The organism is Nostoc sphaeroides (genome assembly GCF_003443655.1).
GTDB lineage: Bacteria > Cyanobacteriota > Cyanobacteriia > Cyanobacteriales > Nostocaceae > Nostoc > Nostoc sphaeroides.
Window position 1 is genome coordinate 4,268,611 of the sequence record NZ_CP031941.1, and the last position, 15,209, is coordinate 4,283,819.

General features: G+C 40.9%; 14 protein-coding genes. 8 read left to right on the forward strand and 6 right to left on the reverse strand.

Going from position 1 to position 15,209, the window contains the following annotated elements; all coding sequences use genetic code 11:
- Window positions 1-499: 499 nt before the first annotated feature.
- Window positions 500-622, reverse strand: a complete 123-nt coding sequence (locus D1367_RS32855; protein ID WP_267255646.1) for a hypothetical protein — start codon at window positions 620-622, stop codon at window positions 500-502.
- Window positions 623-941: 319 nt separating this feature from the next.
- On the opposite strand from D1367_RS32855, the gene fmt reads away from it, so the two are divergent.
- A complete protein-coding gene (gene fmt, locus D1367_RS18985) occupies window positions 942-1,943 on the forward strand; it encodes a methionyl-tRNA formyltransferase (RefSeq protein WP_118167770.1) in 1,002 nt (333 codons plus the stop codon).
- Window positions 1,944-2,275: 332 nt separating this feature from the next.
- Window positions 2,276-3,130 (forward strand): fatty acid desaturase family protein, encoded by an 855-nt coding sequence (locus D1367_RS18990; RefSeq protein ID WP_118167771.1) that lies wholly within the window; start codon window positions 2,276-2,278, stop codon window positions 3,128-3,130.
- Between the two features lie 68 nt (window positions 3,131-3,198).
- Here the strand turns inward: D1367_RS18990 and D1367_RS18995 are convergent, their stop codons facing one another.
- Together D1367_RS18995 and D1367_RS19000 are read right to left on the reverse strand one after the other, a co-directional pair.
- Complete coding sequence (locus D1367_RS18995; protein WP_118167772.1) at window positions 3,199-3,564, reverse strand: DUF6464 family protein; 366 nt, start codon at window positions 3,562-3,564, stop codon at window positions 3,199-3,201.
- Window positions 3,565-3,671: 107 nt separating this feature from the next.
- On the reverse strand, window positions 3,672-5,183 hold the full coding sequence (locus D1367_RS19000) for a hydroxysqualene dehydroxylase (protein WP_118167773.1): 1,512 nt from the start codon (window positions 5,181-5,183) through the stop codon (window positions 3,672-3,674).
- 523 nt (window positions 5,184-5,706) lie between these two features.
- Between D1367_RS19000 and D1367_RS19005 the strand changes: the two genes are divergently transcribed.
- On the forward strand, window positions 5,707-6,609 hold the full coding sequence (locus D1367_RS19005; RefSeq protein ID WP_118167774.1) for a class I SAM-dependent methyltransferase: 903 nt from the start codon (window positions 5,707-5,709) through the stop codon (window positions 6,607-6,609).
- Between the two features lie 82 nt (window positions 6,610-6,691).
- Here the strand turns inward: D1367_RS19005 and D1367_RS30995 are convergent, their stop codons facing one another.
- The gene (locus D1367_RS30995) at window positions 6,692-6,841 is read right to left on the reverse strand and encodes a hypothetical protein (protein ID WP_181984885.1); all 150 of its coding nucleotides are present in this window, start codon (window positions 6,839-6,841) and stop codon (window positions 6,692-6,694) included.
- Between the two features lie 166 nt (window positions 6,842-7,007).
- On the opposite strand from D1367_RS30995, the gene modB reads away from it, so the two are divergent.
- Window positions 7,008-8,819 (forward strand): molybdate ABC transporter permease subunit, encoded by a 1,812-nt coding sequence (gene modB / locus D1367_RS19010; RefSeq protein WP_118167775.1) that lies wholly within the window; start codon window positions 7,008-7,010, stop codon window positions 8,817-8,819.
- A 209-nt stretch (window positions 8,820-9,028) separates the two neighbouring features.
- On the opposite strand, the gene D1367_RS31000 is transcribed toward modB, so the two are convergent.
- On the reverse strand, window positions 9,029-9,181 hold the full coding sequence (locus tag D1367_RS31000) for a hypothetical protein (protein WP_181984886.1): 153 nt from the start codon (window positions 9,179-9,181) through the stop codon (window positions 9,029-9,031).
- A gap of 297 nt (window positions 9,182-9,478) precedes the next feature.
- Here D1367_RS31000 and D1367_RS19015 point away from each other — a divergent pair, with 297 nt between their 5' ends.
- The 4 genes from D1367_RS19015 to D1367_RS19030 all read left to right on the forward strand — a co-directional run bounded on the left by D1367_RS19015 (window position 9,479) and on the right by D1367_RS19030 (window position 13,340).
- On the forward strand, window positions 9,479-10,078 hold the full coding sequence (locus D1367_RS19015) for an MBL fold metallo-hydrolase (protein ID WP_118167776.1): 600 nt from the start codon (window positions 9,479-9,481) through the stop codon (window positions 10,076-10,078).
- Window positions 10,079-10,207: 129 nt separating this feature from the next.
- A complete protein-coding gene (locus D1367_RS19020; RefSeq protein ID WP_118167777.1) occupies window positions 10,208-10,411 on the forward strand; it encodes a helix-turn-helix domain-containing protein in 204 nt (67 codons plus the stop codon).
- Between the two features lie 59 nt (window positions 10,412-10,470).
- On the forward strand, window positions 10,471-12,144 hold the full coding sequence (locus D1367_RS19025; protein ID WP_118167778.1) for an Alw26I/Eco31I/Esp3I family type II restriction adenine-specific DNA-methyltransferase: 1,674 nt from the start codon (window positions 10,471-10,473) through the stop codon (window positions 12,142-12,144).
- Complete coding sequence (locus tag D1367_RS19030; protein ID WP_118167779.1) at window positions 12,141-13,340, forward strand: DNA cytosine methyltransferase; 1,200 nt, start codon at window positions 12,141-12,143, stop codon at window positions 13,338-13,340. The genes D1367_RS19025 and D1367_RS19030 overlap by 4 nt, the downstream gene beginning before the upstream one ends.
- 8 nt (window positions 13,341-13,348) lie before the next feature.
- On the opposite strand, the gene D1367_RS19035 is transcribed toward D1367_RS19030, so the two are convergent.
- Window positions 13,349-14,986, reverse strand: a complete 1,638-nt coding sequence (locus D1367_RS19035) for an Alw26I/Eco31I/Esp3I family type II restriction endonuclease (RefSeq protein WP_118167780.1) — start codon at window positions 14,984-14,986, stop codon at window positions 13,349-13,351.
- Window positions 14,987-15,209: the final 223 nt, after the last annotated feature.

A 15,209-nucleotide genomic window follows, 5' to 3' on the forward strand; every position in this document is an offset into this window, starting at 1 on the left:
GAAGCAATACCTATGCAGCAATGGGCAGGCGGTAATTATATGTATAACAAGAAACTAAAAACTTTGACGGGAATTTTACTTCAAAGTTCGCAGAGTTTTACAAAAATTAAGTATCATTGTCAACACCTTTTATTACTCAGGTACTGGATGTTTTTTTACAAGAATATGCGAGTATAGTAAGTATGCTGACGAGTCAGTAATTACTACACAATATATGTTGCTAGTTGCTATACCTAACTACACCAAAAACAGGTATTAGTCAAAGGATATTCAGCGCATAATAACCCTGGCAACCAAGAGTGAAATAAATCGGCGATTGGGGATCGTACTAGCGATCGCTAGTACACAACAAACAAGCCAGGTTACACACTAATATAAGAGGGCAAACCCTCATAATGGTAAATGTGAGGCGTTATGTGAAAATCTCTTAAGGCAGACGCACAATACATCATACTCAGAAAATACTGCTGTCAGCAACCTAAAGTTATAAACTGCAATCTTAACTACAGAAATAGTTAGAAGATGCAATAGGCTGATGCGCGTCTAAAATATATAAACACTGTTGACTGATGACTGTTGACTGATGACTGTTGACTGATGACTGTTGACGGTTAACAGTCATCAGGTAAATGTACAATATTATTTGCGTAACAGCTTAGTATTTTAGAAACCCAAATGCATTTAAAGGCAATTTGGAGCAAATTATCGGGAACACAACAAAACTTACTCGGTAGATGCTCTAGCGGCTCGTGACGAGACACCACTAAACTATTAGGCTCACTAAAGGTAGATGCAGCTGATACTAGTTATTACACTTGTCAACTTAACTATTAAGTTAAATGTTGCAGCCTTTTGTTTCACCAATACGAAATTATTGTACCACCAAACAGCCGATATTATTTACCATTAATTAATTACTAACGATTCACAACTAATTATTAATGAAAATTGTATTTTTTGGTACACCGCAGTTTGCTGTACCCACATTGGAAAAGTTATTGAATCATCCAGAATTTGAGGTGTTGGCAGTTGTCACCCAACCAGATAAACGCCGGGAGCGCGGAAATAAACTTACGCCAACGCCAGTAAAAGCGATCGCTACTGCTCACAACTTACCAGTATGGCAACCGGAACGGGTTAAAAAAGACACCGAGACTTTAACCAAACTCAAACAGTTAGATGCAGATGTGTTTGTTGTTGTCGCTTATGGACAGATATTATCGTCAAAAATCCTAAATATGCCAAAATTAGCCTGCATTAATGTGCATGGCTCGATTTTACCCAAATATCGCGGTGCAGCACCGATTCAGTGGTGCTTGTACAACGGTGAGAAGGAAACGGGGATCACGACAATGTTAATGGATGTGGGAATGGATACCGGGGCAATGCTACAAATAGCCACTACACCCATTGGATTACTAGATACTGCCCAAGATTTAGCCGACAGACTAGCTGCGATCGGTGGGGATTTGTTGGTAGAAACTCTGTTGAAGTTGGAACGCCAGGAAATTCAACCAATTCCCCAAGATAATTTAGCAGCTACTTATGCACCTCTGATTCAAAAACAAGATTATGCTTTGGATTGGTCAAAAAGCGCGATCCAATTACACAATCAAATCAGAGGCTTTTACCCTAACTGCACCGCTACCTTTCGTAACAACCTGTTGAAAATCACCGCTTCTGCTCCGCTTGGTTCTGTAGGCGATCACGTCCCACCAGAATTACAAGATTTACTGCATAAATTGCCTGATTTGTCAAATACATCAGACAAACCAGGAGTTATAGTAAGTATCATTAAAGGAATTGGTGCGATCGTCCAGACTGGGGAAGGTTTATTGCTGTTGCGAGAGGTTCAGCTAGCAGGTAAACGTCCCCAGTCGGGATGGGATTTTGTGAATGGTAGCCGCTTAACTGTGGGAGAAGTTTTTGGTGCGGGAAGTTGAGGGGGAGTTAGTCAATTGAAACCAGTAGCAATTTTGAATGGAATCCTTTTTTGACAGCAGTTTAGTTGGCATCAACAGAATCTAGCAGTATATAATAGTATGCTATTTCTTAATTGCCCTCGTCTTAGAGGTTGTTTGAAAAGTATTTTGCTGTATCTTTGTACTTATTGATCCCCCCTAACCCCCCGATAAATTGGGGGAAGAATCAAAGTCCCCCAATTTATCGGGGAATTTAGGAGGATCTAAAACGTTTTGATATCTAAAATAGGACTTTTCAGACAACCTCTTAGCCTTCAGCAGTTTAGTAGTTTGATTTGTTAAAAAACGCACAGATGTATCAAAATAAACCAATTGATTTTATTGAACGAAACGATATTAAAGCTTTCGTAGCTTTGCTAAGAGACTGGATTGCAATTTTTATGATTGCTGCTTTTAGCATTTGGATAAATAATATATTTGTCTATTTAATTTCAGTATGGGCGATCGGCCTTTTTCAATTTGCTATCGGAGAAGGATTAGTACATGAAGCAACACACAATAATTTATTTAAGAGAAAAATCTGGAATGAAAATTTAGAGTTTCTCTATGCTCTACCTGTCTTTAGAACAGTAGCTACTTATCGTAAACACCACCTTCCTCATCATAATTATTTTGGGAGCGATAAAGATTACATACCTAAATATTATGAAATGTTGGGCTTATACAAACCAAACAAAAACTTGTTATTTGTCTTATTTATTAAACCTATAATGGGATTTGGCGTTTATCTCTTCTTTGAAGACGCCTACCTTCACATGAAAGAATTGGACTGGCGTCCGTACAAGAGCAGCTTTAAGATATTTCTGTTTTGGTTCGTTGTTGTTCTCAGCTTCTTTTTATCAGGACATCTCAAAATCCTACTGTTGTACTGGTTTATCCCCCTAGTATGGTGTTATTCTTGCTATTCATGTTGGTCTGAGGTACATGAACACTTTAATACTGTATCCGGTACGAGATCAAACCTTAACTCGATAATTAATTTTTTAACTCATAATACTGGGTATCACTATCTTCACCATCTTTACCCAACTATTCCTTGGTACAAACTCCCAGAGTCACATGAGGTTTTGTGTCCAGAGAGTTCAGACATTTCATACGGTTTATTTGATGTCTATAGACAGTTATCAAGACAATTATCACGCAGTTAAGTAGATGCCTAAGTTAGGAGGTCATCCTCCTGACTCGGCTACAAAACCATGTTTGAAATTTTTGACTCCTAACTTGTAACTTCTAACTTTTCATAAAAGCGGCAAGATTCGCAAGGGCCATCTGGATTGACTGCACAGCGCATAATTTCTGAATGAGCATTGTAGGAACAGGTAGCATCGCCAACTACCCAACGTCCCGCAACCAAACTTTTCTCAGATGGTCGTTTAGCAGACTGTACATAAATGGCAATATTATGCAAGCGGTAGCGCCCACCTTTAAGTTGGTATCGATGGCGGCGTTCTAAAACCGCGTAGGTTTTACCTTCAAAATCGAGATAGTTTCCTGGTTGGGGTGTCCAATCAAGTTGCACTTTACCGAGAGACTCACGCGGATGTGTCAGAATCACCTCGGTTTGTAAAGAGTCTGGCTCCATAAGCTTATGTGATTTGATTTACATTATAAAGATGGTATCGCGATCGCTTTCTTTAGCTTACCGAATTTAGATTACAATTATTGATTAACTCTTCGCGTCCCTACGGATTAGGGCAACCAAAATTCTGGTAGGATAGATTTGCTTAAGTCACGCAAAGTTTGATTGAGCGATCGCGCCACTTGGATATGCACTTCATCCTCTTCTACAGCTAAAATCTCAGATGGCTGACCTTCTCCTAAATAAGACACCACCAAATTAGCCGCCTCCAAACCAGTAACATAAGCCTTTTCTTGTGACCAGGAACCATGACCGTTCACAATCCAATCCCCACTCATAAACACATTCTCAAAACTTGTCTTAGCGGGCAACATATAACGATAGCTACCAGGTGCAAAGTGAGTTACCGCTTGCGGTAGCCGAATTACACTGCTATCAATTATCTTTGCGTCCCGAAAGGCTGGTATACAAGTTGCTAAATAACCCTGAACTATTGTTAAAATCTCCTCATCGCTCAAATTGAGAAACTGATTCGCGTGATAGAAATCAGCTTCAATAACTGTTCCTGGCTCATTTCGATATTCATCATGTAGAGCATTCAAATCAAAAAACGTCCAACCTGTACTTGCGTCGAATCCAAAACAAGCATTAGAAGGACGAGGAATATCAATTTTGCGGTCAAACCATAATCGCGTTGCTAAAACATCAATTGCTCCCAAATTGCTCAAATTACGAAATTCTTCACGGCTTTGTAAACTAGGGCTAGTTGAGACAATTTTCTTCATCCCCGTGATTCCAACTGCAAAAATCACCGCATCTGCTTCAATTACTTCATCACCGCAAACCACACCCTTGGCTCGATGATTACTATCAACAATTAAATCTGTAACTCGGCGCTTGGGTAATACTCGCGCCCCAACTTTTTCGATACGTTCCACCCAAGGACGAAATATTTTTTCTCCAACAGTTCCTCGACACCAAACTACATCAAAATCTGGTTGATGAGCCAGAATAAAAAAGTAAAGCATCCCTAAAGTTGCTGCGGCTGAACATTGTTCGCCAGGGGCAAATAAGCCCACTAATAACATTGGTTCAAAAGCCTCGCGGTAAAGCCGTGCAGAAACGTTAAAGTCTTTGAACAATTCACGGGCAGTTACAAAATCATAGCGCCGCCAAGCTGCATCAGAATTGTCAAAATCAACAACAGCATAAAGTAAAGGTAAGGCGCTCAGACGGTCAATTAGTGGCAGGCGCTTAAATTGAGTGTAGAGAAAAGTTCCCAGTGGCGAGGGAAGCCGTGGTAAGTCTTGAAAAATCGGTGATTCAACTTCCAAACCTGCTGGCGAATATTGCGAAGAACGAGTCCAAGTAGTAAAAGGATTAATTTCCAATTCATTGATTAGGGAAAAAATATTTTTGTAAGGATACCAAAAGCCATGAATGCCAGCTTCAACAGATTTTCCGGCGGCTGTTTGCCAACCTGCCACCAATCCACCGGGATAGGGGCCTGCTTCTAGAAGCGTCACATCATAACCTTGTTTTGCCAAATGGTAGGTTGCTCCTAAACCAGCCCAACCACCACCTACAACTACCACCCGTTTTTGTTGTGACCCTTCTACCATCCCAGCCTCCGATTGTTGCAGTCTATCAACTAATGTATACGAACTTGTGTTCTGATCAGGCGATGGATTGCTATTACAGCTAACAATTCAATGTGGAAAGGGCTACGAAAAATCTAACCCTCTTCCCGACTCTCTAAGGGGGAAAATTCAAAGTCTGTCTCCTAATAAGGAGAGTTGTCTCGTTCCCAGTCTCCGACTGGGAATGCCCGTCCTTGAGGCTCCCGCCTCCCGAACTCGCGGCAGCAGCCCAACGATCAACATTTCCAGCCAGAGGCTGGAAACGAGGTTTTAAATGAGTTTTAGCTTAAGTTGACACCAATGGGCAGTGCCGTGCCCCTACACTTCGTGATGTAATGTTGTATCAAATCTGAATGGGAACCGCTATATAGCCATCGAATTCAAAACAGTTATAGACTTTAAAGAAAGGCTAAGGTGCAGTAATTCAGTAAAAATCACTTGCGGTTAATGCTGAGTTAAGAGTATAACAGGAAACAGATTTAACTATTGATGAGGAATAATCATAATGTCTCAATTAGCAAATATAAAATCCAGTCTGAATGACTTTGAATTACGAGATGGCATTTATTTTCCTAACGACTATGAACAATTGAATAATACTCAACATAAAAAAAGATGGGACGCAATTGGTAAAACATACTATGGTTCCCAAAAAGTTGAAAAACTTGCAGATACATCGCCCATAAAACAAGATTACACTCTATTAACTGGCACACCTGGAGGTACTTGGAACAAATTTCCATTGAATAAATCTGTTGGTTCTATTTTAGAAATTGGTTGTGGTTATGGTCGCGCACCTTTACATCTATCTAAAGCTAAAAATTTGAAATGCGAAAAATATTATGGTATTGATATTTCTGAACCTTTGTTGCGGCGGTTAATCAAGGTTAAACAAGAATATAATTTTTTTCCTGAAGCTGAATTTAACTTAATTTGCAATTCGGCTGAAATAATGCCTTTAGAAGATAATTCTATAGATTTGGTAATTTCTAACTGCGTCTTTATGCATATACCAGATGCACAATTAAGAAATTTGTTGGCTGATATATCTCGTGTACTAAAACCCGGTGGAATTTTCGTTTTTAATCATTCCTTTCACAACAAGTCTTGTCCTTCTCATATTATCCATAATTTTATCAGAAGGCTGAATCCATTTGTGAGAAATCCAGTTTATCTCAAGCAATATACATCTGCTGAAATAAATGAAATGTTGGCGACTGCTGGGATAAAAGCTAAGTGTCCCCAATACAGTGTCGAACCAACGCAAGAATATGCAATTTTGCCGGAAACCATTAAAGGAATTCCACTGCCGTTTGCTAATGCTATTAATAGAAGTCTTAAGCCATCAGATAGTTTAAAGGAAACTTTGGCTTATGGTTTTAGTGCCTACAGCACTCAACTGGACTAATTAAGGTGTTGTCATAATGAACTGAATACAAACCTAACTTTTCAGTCCATGTGAAAAACCTCAGGGAACTCCAAAAAATAAATTATTCCACATTCAAGTTGTTGACTGTTGACTGTTGACTGTTGACTGTTGACTGTTGACTGTTGACTGTTGACTGTTGACTGTTGACTGTTGACTGTTGACTGTTGACTGTTGACTGTTGACTGAAAACTCGTGAACCGTCAACGGTCAATAGTGAACAATAGCAATGAATTGTCAGAATACAAAGGAACTACGGAAGCACAACAATGTTGTGCTTTTATTTTGACAATAAATGTAATCTACCAACTTTTACCAACATGTTTTAACTAAAGTTGGTAAATTAGGGATTAGTTGAGCTAATTCTTCCCTTTGCAACTATGCCATTGGATTTATCGCCTCTTTGGATATCACTCAAAACTTCATTACTTGCTACATTTATCACCTTCTTCTTGGGTATCGCTGCTGCCTACTGGATGCTGGGATATCGTGGCAAAGGGAAATCGTTGATTGAGAGTATCTTTATTGCGCCACTGATTTTACCACCTACGGTTGTTGGTTTCTTGTTGCTGCTATTTTTTGGCAAAAATGGCCCTGTAGGGAAACTCATGGAGGCTTTTGACTTCACCATCGTCTTTACTTGGTATGGTGCTGCGATCGCAGCTACCGTAGTTGCTTTCCCTTTAATGTATAAAACTACATTGGGAGCTTTTGAACAAATAGATGGTAATTTGCTGCGAGTAGCTAGAACCCTTGGTGCCACTGAAACCACAATCTTTTGGCGCATCAGTTTTCCCCTAGCATTACCCGGAATCGCAGCCGCCACAATGCTCGCTTTTGCCCGTGCTTTGGGAGAATTCGGGGCGACGCTGATGTTAGCTGGTAACATTCCAGGACAAACGCAGACAATCCCAATGGCGATTTATTTTGCTGTGGAAGGGGGAGCAATGAATGAGGCGTGGTTCTGGGCGATCGCAATTATGGTGATTTCTCTCTCTGGAATTATTGCAGTCAACTTCTGGCAAGAATTGAGGGAAAAGAAGGGGGGAGTAGGGAGTGGGGAGTGGGGAGTGGGGGGAGCAGGGGGAGAAAATCTTTATACGTTGGACTCTAGTTTTGAATCTGGTGGATTGTTAGTCAACATTGAAAAAATACTTCCTAGCTTTGATTTAAAAGTTACTTTTACTACTGATGAGCAACCCTTGGGATTGTTAGGGGGTTCGGGAGCAGGTAAGAGCATGATTTTGCGCTGTCTTGCGGGGATAGAAACGCCCACAAATGGGCGGATAGTTTTAAATGACAGAGTTCTGTTTGACTCAGAACAAAGAATTAATTTACCCAGCCGCGATCGCCGCATCGGTTTTTTAGTGCAGAATTACGCTCTGTTTCCCCACATGAGTGTGGCGCAAAATATCGCTTTTGGCTTGCCCAAAGGACTATCGCCTGGGAGTATTAAAGTGCAGGTAGAGGAGCAACTAATAGCGATGCAGTTGCAGGGATTAGGCGATCGCTATCCGCACCAACTTTCTGGAGGCCAACAACAACGGGTAGCCTTAGCAAGAGCATTAGCAAGTCAACCGGAAGCATTACTTTTAGATGAGCCGTTTTCAGCACTTGACACCCATCTGCGTAGTCAATTAGAGCAGCAAATGACAGAAACTCTAGCTGACTACCAAGGTGTGACTCTATTGGTCACCCATAATATGGAAGAAGCTTATCGAATTTGCCCGAATCTATTGGTATTGGAGCATGGTAAAGCTGTTCATTATGGCAGCAAACATGATATTTTCCAGCATCCAGCTACTGTGAGTGTCGCCCAACTTACCGGATGTAAAAACTTCTCCCGTGCTGTTCTTCAGTCATCACAACAGGTGGAAGCGATTGATTGGGGTTGTACTCTTCAAGTAATTGAACCTGTCAAAAGCGAATTATCCCACATCGGCATTCGTGCCCATCAGTTTATTTTTACCAACGACTCATCACAAGAAAATACCTTTCCCTGCTGGTTAGTGCGAACAAGTGAAACGCCTCACCGGATGACGTTGTTTCTCAAACTACATTCGGCTGGCAAGAATTCTCAAGATTATCATTTGCAAGCTGAAGTTTTCAAAGAAAAATGGGCGACTATGAAAGACCAAGCTTTCCCTTGGTATGTGCGTTTAGATCCTCTACGCTTGATTTTGATGGAATGAACGCAGAGATATACGTATCAAGCTACTATTGTGATTGTAAGAGCGCGATCGCTCCAAAACAGTGGGGCGAAATTGTGAGCAATTATCTATTTAACTTTGTTACAAATCGATATTATAGATCGCTAATTCCTGCAATCTGCGATAGGTGGAGTGCCAATACTTCTCGGTTAAGGGGAAAAGGGGAAGGGGAAAAGGGAAAGAAAAAACCTTTAACCCAACCCCAGTAACCTTTTCCCCAAACCAAATTCTGAGTTCAAAATGCTTAACCGAGTAGTATTGGGTGGAGTGCGATCGCTTTTTCCATACCTTAAAAGAAAAATAGAGGTGCGATCGCCCTGTGCCAGTTGCGTAAGTCCTGACAAAAATTCTAAGACACAGCACCAGAACATTGTTCTGGTGCGGAGCTACCCTAACATTTGTCTTCAAATTGTTAGTTTTGCTTATGTATACTAAACAACGGGTTTAGCCAAGGCGAAGTAGCTACAAAGGAACGAATAGCTTGATTAATGACAAAAGCTCAAATTCCAGATCCAGAGGAAAAATTAGGGAGATGAGAAGAATAACCAATGCCCAATCTCCAATCCCCAATGCTCTTATTATCTATATACTTAATTATTGATATAAATAGTCAATTACTGAAGTACCGATCCAGAATCATCATGAAATCTTTGCACCGTCCCGATCTGTATAGCTGGTCTAATTTCAATCCGGCAAGAAATATTGATTTCAATGGGATTGCCTGGATTCGCCCAGATGGCAACATCTTGATTGACCCAGTAGCCCTATCAAACCATGATTGGAATCATCTCAAATCCCTCGGTGGTGTAGTTTGGATTGTGCTGACGAATTCTGAGCATATCAGGGCAAGTAAAGAAATTGCCGATCAAACTTATGCTAAAATAGCTGGCCCTGTGGCAGAAAAAGATACTTTCCCTATACCTTGCGATCGCTGGCTGTCTGACGGTGAAGAATTTGTGCCAGGACTGGAGGTAATTGAACTCCAAGGCTCAAAAACTCCTGGTGAATTAGCTCTATTACTGGAGGAAACAACTTTGATCACAGGGGATTTAGTCAGGGCACGCAAAGCAGGTAGTTTAACTATATTGCCAGATGACAAGCTGCTGAATCGAGAGGAAGCTGTTGCTTCGGTTCGCAGGTTAGCAGAACTGAGTCGGGTAGAAGCAGTGCTGGTGGGGGATGGTTGGCCAGTATTCCGCGATGGACGCGATCGCTTAAAGGAACTTGTAGCCACGTTGTAAATGGGTGGGGGCGATCGCTATCAGCAAAGTCAAGATTTGGGAGCTTGAAAAGTAGAGGTTAAGGGGCGATCGCTACCCAGCAATGAGATCATCAAGATAAATAATCATTAATGACATTTCCATGACGCAATGACGGACTCTGAGCTAATTACTGTTTCGGAGGCTTCTGCACTATCTGGTTATACACCTCAGCATATTAGGCTGCTGATCCGGCAAGGATCAGTTAGCGGTCGACGGGCTGGAGGAATTTGGCTAATTGAAGCTTCTAGTCTGCGAACTTACATAGATAATGTTCCTAAACCAGGCCCTAAGCCTGATAAACCATTTACTTGATTTATATTCTAAATGGAATATAATTTTCACCATAAGCATCATTAGCTTGAGAATCAACTGTGAATCACTTTGAGATACTTCAGTCTACTCCTGCCGCTCAAGTGGGAGATGGACGTAACAATCTTTTAATAAAGACAACTGGCAAATTTTATACTCCACAGTTTATTGGTGAACGTCTGATTGATAGCGTTTTAACCATTGCGACTCGTCTAGAAAGGGAAGGAGAGCTATCTGTTATTGACCCGTTTTGTGGTGATGGGCGACTGATTACTTGGTTGATAGAACATGCTCAAATGTTTTCCAGTCTTATGGATCGAATGTGGCGGATTGAAGTATGGGACTGTGATGCAGATGCAGTTAAGTTAGCAGAACACAATATTCGACATATCGCTAATCAAATTGGATTACAGTACAGCCTAAAAGCTCTGGTTAAAGACAGCTTTACCCACGTAATATCACGCTTAAGTAATCAAAAAAATGATGATGAAACTTGCTTTGATATCACTGTTACTAATCCTCCTTGGGAAGTCGTGAAACCCGATCGACGTGATATTGAGGTACTGGATGAAGATACGGGGTCTGCTTATATTGACTCACTCAGAAAATTTTCAAAAAATTTAGAAATATGCTTCCCCTTATCGATGCCAAGAAAAATGTTTTCAGGATGGGGAGTCAATCTTGCCCGTGTTGGTCTGGAAGTGGCTGTTCGTCTAACCAAACGTGAAGGTGTTATAGGAATTGTTTCACCAGCCTCTTTCTTTAGTGACCAAAATTCCGAACTGTTGAGGAAGTGGTTATTAACTAATCATGCAGTTAAATATATTGACTACTTTCCAGCCGAAACTAAATTGTTTAATGGCGTTGATCAAGCTTGTGTGAATATTACCATTCAGTCCAAAACTTCCCCACAAAAGATTTTTTTATACAAATTTGATCAAGCATTGCGCTTTACTGAGTATCATCAAGAGCTTAAACTACCTGAAACCTTCTTGAAGGCAAATGGTTATATTGTTCCTATTTCAACCAATGAATCTCAACTTGTTCAACTATTACGCTTCTCCGAACTACCGACGCTTGGAAGTTTACAAGGCAACGACGAAGGAGAATTATGGACTGGTCGAGAGTTAGATGAAACAGGTCACAAAAGTTACCTATCTTCACAGGGCTATTACGCTTTTCTCAAAGGAAAAATGGTCGAGAGATTGACTAAAGCTAGTCAGTCTAATTTCTTTATCAATCCAGAAAATGGACTCACTATCCCTCCTTCGGTTAAGTATCCACGACTGGTCTGGCGGGATGTTAGTCGACCCACTCAAAAGCGACGAGTTCAAGCAACCATTATTCCTGCTCTATGGGTTACAGGTAACTCTCTAGGCGTTGCACATTTTAGGACAGATGATCAATCAAAACTCCATACCTTACTTGGCATCATGTCCTCGTTACCTTTTGAGTTTCAAGTTCGCTCTATGTTATCAACTGCTCATGTTTCTGTAGGCGTTCTGCGTAAAACTCGTATACCCTTAATCACTTCTCAATTTTCTGCAATTTTGGTTCCCCTCGTTGAACAGAGACTCGCTGGAAACCTAGCAGCAGAAGCCAAAATGGAGGTTGTTGTTGCTCAAGCATACGGTCTGAATCGCAAAGACCTTGCTGAGATTATGAACTCATTTCCCAAGCTCACTACTGAAGAACGTCAAACTATACTTGAACAACCACTCTGGGAGGAGTCGTGATTCAAAATCACTATTCGCCAAAACTCAGTAAGCTTGATTTATCTATGGTTGTGCATATTCCTCCTGGAGGCAATTGGAAGAATATCCCAACCTCTATTCCTTCCCAACGATTGGCTCAAATTAGAGAAAGTTATGCCAAGGGTGAGGGAAGCCGGTCTACTTACTATGGCCGACTCCGCCCCGATACGCCTGCTTACACAATTAACACCTATTTTGGCCGTCCCGGAAATGGCTGTCACCTTCACCATGATTATGCTGGAGGGCAGCATCGTGTAATTAGCCAAAGAGAGGCAGCAAGACTCCAAAGCTTTCCAGATAGCTTCGGCTTCTTGGGTTCACGTAGCGCAGTTAGCACACAAATTGGTAATGCTGTTCCACCACTTTTGGCTTACCAGATTGCTCTGCATTTAGGTATGCCTGGAATTTTCATTGATCTTTTTTCGGGCGCAGGTGGTTTAGCGTTAGGATTCAAGTGGGCTGGTTGGCAACCAGTGGTAGCAAATGACATTATGCCTATAGCTTTGGAAACCTATGCCAGGAATATTGACCGTTCTGTAGTCCTTGGAGACATTCGCGATCCTGAAGTTTTTTCAAACATCATATCAGTCGCTAAGACAGCTAGACGGATTAATCCAAATCTAAAACTTTTTGTGTTGGGTGGCCCCCCTTGCCAGGGATTTTCTACAGCAGGCAAGGCTCGAACTATGAGTGATGAACGTAATTCTTTATTCAAGAACTATCAACAAATTATCGAGGCAATTGAACCAGACGGCTTTGTTTTTGAAAATGTAATGGGATTATTAAACATGGAGCGTGGATATGTTTTTGAGCAAATTAAATCCGCTCTTAGTTCAGTCACTCACCAACTGTCAATCTGGAAACTTGATGCTTCAGATTATGGAGTTCCGCAACGACGTAAGCGGATTATTCTAGTAGGACGGCAGCAAGAATCGAATAGTATTCCGCCGCCTCCACCAGTATGCGAAGCAACTGGAAGTTATCTTCTAGGGCTTGCACCAGTAGTTACTGTTTCAGAAGCTCTAGATGATCTACCACCCTTAAAGTCTGCTCAAGATGGAGAAAATCTTGACTACATCACACCACCAGTGACGGATTATCAGTGTTTCATGAGAAATGTAATCTCGCCAATGCAATATCTTCAAAAGCTTCACTATCCACAAGTCATTTCTCTGTAGGAGATGACTCAAAAATCGAGATTTAACTCTCCTCTGATATAACGTTCACTCTTCCATTTATTGCTTAGTTCAACTGCTACTAACCCCATGACATCAGTTAATTCTGATTTAGCAGCCATGAAGTTTGGAGGAAGAGTAGCAGGAAGACTACTAACCACTACTCTAAATCCTTCATTGATAGGAATTTCACTACTACTTGACAAAATTGCTGCTATTTGATTATCAATTAATTGAATTGCAGAAGAGGAGCTTTGTAGTAAGTTCAAAATAGACTTAACTTTCCTGTTAATCATTTCTGTGGATACAACACAGGCATTACGGTTTCCTTTAGTGAAGTAGTCTCGTAACGATTCAAATGCAACCTTACAACGACGGGATTTTTGCTCCTCTACATACTTTGTTTCACGAGATGTATAGTTGATCCGATCAAATTGTGTAATATGCTTTTCCACTCGAAGATTGAGAAACTGAACATTACGTTCAGCGTAACTGAGTTCAAGAAATGTTGCTAAGAAGGTAAAGTAACCCGCATCGTTAATTTTTTGCAAAATACTCATAAGAGTATGACGGTTATCTCGTAGCAATTTGCTCAAACGTAGGGCTGTTTCATCATCTAGAACATCCCTTTTTCGTAAATTCCATAAAGCCTTGGTGTGCCATGATATTACTGTCTCACCAGTTGCTTCAACTCCTTGTAAATGAACTACTTCACGAAGCGACATACGGTTATTTTTTGCACTGTTACATGACTTGCACAAGAGTTGAAACTCTGGTCGGTGGGTAAAACCCAATGACAAAGGCCCAATATGATCTGCGGAACAGGGGCCGGGATGTCCATTAAGACAATACTCTTTATCAAAGATAGATTTAATTTTTCCCATTAAGCGATTTGCAGCAATCCAATCACCCTCTGTCCAGTACTCAAAGACACGGCGATCAGTTGTATATGACATTAAGTTCGATTTGCTACGTCCCTTGTCAGCCTTTTGACGACAGCATAGGTTAAATGAATGAAACCCATCAAAGCGATCTGGTGCATTTGACATAGCACCAGGGCTGAGTACACTTGGTTCTTGTGGAATATATTCTCTTTCAATCCAATTGAGCCAGCTTTCTAAGTTTGCTTCCAGATTTGGTGGTGATATTGCACCTGTTTTGAGAAGCTGTGGAATATTGGAAAAGACAGAATCTCCAAATACCTCCACTAAACGAGTTACTACGTCTGTAATTCTTTCAAAAGGCTCAATCGGAAAATTTTCATCAATGTAACCTAGTTTTTCAAGCCTTTGCAGTAGAGAGTTAGACGGATAAACAAACCGTAACTCCATCACTTTTCCACAACATTTACAAGGCTTCTTCAAAGTTGGATGAATCTGTCTTGCTGTCCTGCTAATCCACTTTGTTGGGTTTGGGTCAATTCCTATTGAGATGGCTTTTTTACGCCACCACTCACTTCGCTTACGATGAGTGTCTTTATGTTTTCCAGAAGTTCTGTTTGAAGGTGCCTCCCATTGGATCTTGTCGCCATCAGTAAATGCATCTGGCATTCCTGCGTAGACTTCATGGTTAGCAATGAATTCCATGTATTGAATAAACTTAGGATGCCAAACTTCCCCTTTGCTGCCATACTTTGATTTATCTGCCATAATGAGCCTGAGCGTCCTAAAAACACTTTGTTGAACCAATGACGTTCAATATTCCCACTATTTACAGGAATAATCGCTCTCTGCAACCAAACTCTACATGGAGTGCGATCGTCCTATCCCGTCAACCTCTATAAACTCAGATGGTTTAGAGACTGGATTGAGACAGAATAAGAATTTTGTATCTACACTTATTCCCATTCTTTAATAAACGAAGCGTAATCAT

What these genes read in the sequence shown, in the direction of transcription:
- D1367_RS19005 (WP_118167774.1), top strand. Translation starts at nt 5,707, where the DNA reads ATGTCTCAATTAGCAAATATAAAATCCAGTCTGAATGACTTTGAATTA.
- D1367_RS19035 (WP_118167780.1), bottom strand. Translation starts at nt 14,986, where the DNA reads ATGGCAGATAAATCAAAGTATGGCAGCAAAGGGGAAGTTTGGCATCCT.
- D1367_RS19000 (WP_118167773.1), bottom strand. Translation starts at nt 5,183, where the DNA reads ATGGTAGAAGGGTCACAACAAAAACGGGTGGTAGTTGTAGGTGGTGGT.
- D1367_RS19020 (WP_118167777.1), top strand. Translation starts at nt 10,208, where the DNA reads ATGACGGACTCTGAGCTAATTACTGTTTCGGAGGCTTCTGCACTATCT.
- fmt (WP_118167770.1), top strand. Translation starts at nt 942, where the DNA reads ATGAAAATTGTATTTTTTGGTACACCGCAGTTTGCTGTACCCACATTG.
- D1367_RS18995 (WP_118167772.1), bottom strand. Translation starts at nt 3,564, where the DNA reads ATGGAGCCAGACTCTTTACAAACCGAGGTGATTCTGACACATCCGCGT.
- D1367_RS18990 (WP_118167771.1), top strand. Translation starts at nt 2,276, where the DNA reads ATGTATCAAAATAAACCAATTGATTTTATTGAACGAAACGATATTAAA.
- D1367_RS32855 (WP_267255646.1), bottom strand. Translation starts at nt 622, where the DNA reads ATGACTGTTAACCGTCAACAGTCATCAGTCAACAGTCATCAGTCAACA.
- D1367_RS19015 (WP_118167776.1), top strand. Translation starts at nt 9,479, where the DNA reads ATGAAATCTTTGCACCGTCCCGATCTGTATAGCTGGTCTAATTTCAAT.
- modB (WP_118167775.1), top strand. Translation starts at nt 7,008, where the DNA reads ATGCCATTGGATTTATCGCCTCTTTGGATATCACTCAAAACTTCATTA.